Source organism: Methylobacterium variabile (genome assembly GCF_001043975.1).
Classification (GTDB): Bacteria; Pseudomonadota; Alphaproteobacteria; order Rhizobiales; family Beijerinckiaceae; genus Methylobacterium; species Methylobacterium variabile.
In genome coordinates this window covers 1-2,250 of record NZ_LABY01000439.1, presented here as the reverse complement: position 1 = coordinate 2,250, position 2,250 = coordinate 1, and the positions used below count along the sequence as shown (strand labels likewise).

At 76.0% G+C, this 2,250-nt stretch carries 2 protein-coding genes; one reads left to right on the top strand and one right to left on the bottom strand.

What is annotated here, in order from left to right; genetic code table 11:
- The coding region (locus VQ02_RS33740; protein WP_048448646.1) for a DUF1612 domain-containing protein at window positions 1–903 on the bottom strand (903 nt) is incomplete at its 3' end.
- Window positions 904–1,138: 235 nt separating this feature from the next.
- Here VQ02_RS33740 and VQ02_RS33735 point away from each other — a divergent pair.
- Window positions 1,139–2,110 (top strand): glycosyltransferase family protein, encoded by a 972-nt coding sequence (locus tag VQ02_RS33735; protein WP_245239937.1) that lies wholly within the window; start codon window positions 1,139–1,141, stop codon window positions 2,108–2,110.
- Window positions 2,111–2,250 lie beyond the last annotated feature (140 nt).

The following is a 2,250-nucleotide window of genomic DNA, read 5'->3' as shown; positions in this document are numbered from 1 at the left end:
CCTGACCCTCGCCCGCGAGGTTCGCCGCTTTCCGGCGCAGGCGCGCAGCATCACCTCGCGGGCGAGGGTCAGGCGGTCGAGGTCGCGCCCGCCGCTGCGGGCGGCGGCCTCGATGGCGCCGAGGAGGCCGGCCAGGCGCTCGGGCGGCGGCAGCGCCCGCGACCAGCGCGCCCGGCTCTCGCGCAGACCGAGCGCCAGGGTCGGCAGGTGAGCGGTCGCCTTGGCCCGGGCCCGCAGCAGGGCCGCCGCCGCCAGCGGCCCGAGATGACCCTGGCGCGGCGCCGGGTCGAGCACCAGCCAGGCATCGAGGGCGACCGCCGCGGCCAGCACCGCCGGCAGGTCGCGGGTCCGGTCGAGAACCTGCCGCCAGGAGCCGAGCGTGCCGCCGGGCGCGACCGGCCCGCCCGCGCCGTGCTCCGCGAGGGTGCGGCGGGTGCGCGCGAGGAGGCGGTCGATGGCGGCGAGGTCGAGCGCGGCCTCGTCCGGTGGCTCGGTATGGTCCTCGCCGTCCCCGTCCTCGGGCGCGCCACGCGCGTCGGGGCGGGCGCCGAGGAGGAGCGTCCAGCCGGCGGCGGAGAAGGCCCAGTCCGGCGCCGCCGCCGCGAGGCGGCGCCGGTCGGCCAGCACCGCGACGGCGCGCCCCAGCGCCAGGGTCGGACGGCGCACGTCCATCGCCGCCTCGTGCAGCACCAGGTCCTCCAGGGCGACGAGCTGGCCTTCGAGGTGCAGGGCGGCCTGGGCGTCGAACAGGTGCGCCCGCGCCCGGGCGCCGTCCGCGAGCACCGGCTCGGCCCGGGCGAGGCGCTCGTCGAGGCGCACCAGCGCGTCGGAGGCCGCCTCCATCGGAGCGGCCAAGCCGCGCCAGGCCACCGGGAGTTCGACGGGGGTGAGATCGTAAACCATTGCGATGGCACGATACGGATCGGCAATTCCAAGGAAAGGGGCCGTTCGCTTGGTTGACTGTGGATCGGCTCTGAGTCGGATCCCGGTTCCGGGCGAAGCGCGTCCGCTTGACGTGGGCAAAAGTCCCACATAAGCCCTGGTTCTGGGTCGGCCGGCTCCGGTCCGCCGCAATTTCGTTGTCGCGGCGGCGTATTGACCCGCGAAGCCCGATGGCCCTACGGCGAGGAGACCTCCCGTGATCCACCGCGACGCCGCGCAGGACGACAGCGTGCGCCCGAACCTTGCCGAGACGACCCTGCCGACCCCGCCGGCTGCATCCGCCCCCCGTCCCGTCGCCGTGGGCGTCACGGTCTTCCGGCCGACGGAGGCGCAGGTCGCGGCCCTGCTCGCCCGGGTCGAGGCCGATCCGCGCCTGACCATCGTGTTCGACAATGGCGGCCTGCCGGCGGACGCGGCGGCCCGCCTGACCGGGCGCGGCGCCCTGGTTCTCTCGGCCGGCCGGAACCTCGGGGTCGGCGGCGCCCTCGACGCGATCGCACGGGCCGCATCCGGCGCGGGAGCCCGGCAAGTGCTGCTCCTCGACCAGGACGCGGCGTTCACGCCCGCGCAGGTCGCGATCCTCGAGGCGGCCCTGGCGCGGCTGCGGACCTTGAGCCTGCCCCCCGCCGTGGTCGGTCCGCGGCCGGAGGCGGCGCCCGGCCGCAAGGCACCGGCCTATCCGCGCCGGCCGGAAATCCCGGATTACGGATCCCTGGTGCCGGTGGAGTTCCTGGCCACCTCCGGGTCGCTCATCGACCTCGAGGCCTATGCCCGCATTGGCCCGTTCCGGAGCGACTTCTTCATCGACGGCGTCGACCTCGAGTGGTGCTTCCGCGCCTGGGGCAAGGGCTACGGCTGCTGGATGGAGACGGGCACCGCCCTCCCCCACCGGGTCGGCGCCGGGGTGATCCGCGCGCGCCGCCTCGGCATCGAGATGCCGCGCCAGCCGCCCTTCCGGATGGCCGCCTACCTGCGCAACAGCGTCTATGCCTGGCGGCTGCCGCACGTGCCCCGGCGCTGGAAGCTGCGGCAGGCCGCCTACCTGCCGCTCCAGGCCCTGCTCTACTGGGCCGATTCCGGCTACCGCCCGGGCGTGCTGAAGCACCTCGCCGGCGGCGTGCTCGACGGCCTGCGCGGGCGGCTCGGTGCGCCGCGGGGCCTGCCATGACCTCCGCCGATACGCCTCCCATGACCCCTGCCGCGACCCCCGCCCTCGACGTCGTGGTCGTCAATTGGAACGGCGGTCCCTTGCTGCGGGCCTGCCTCGACAGCCTGGCGGCGGCCGAGGCCGGCCTCGGCGACGCCCTC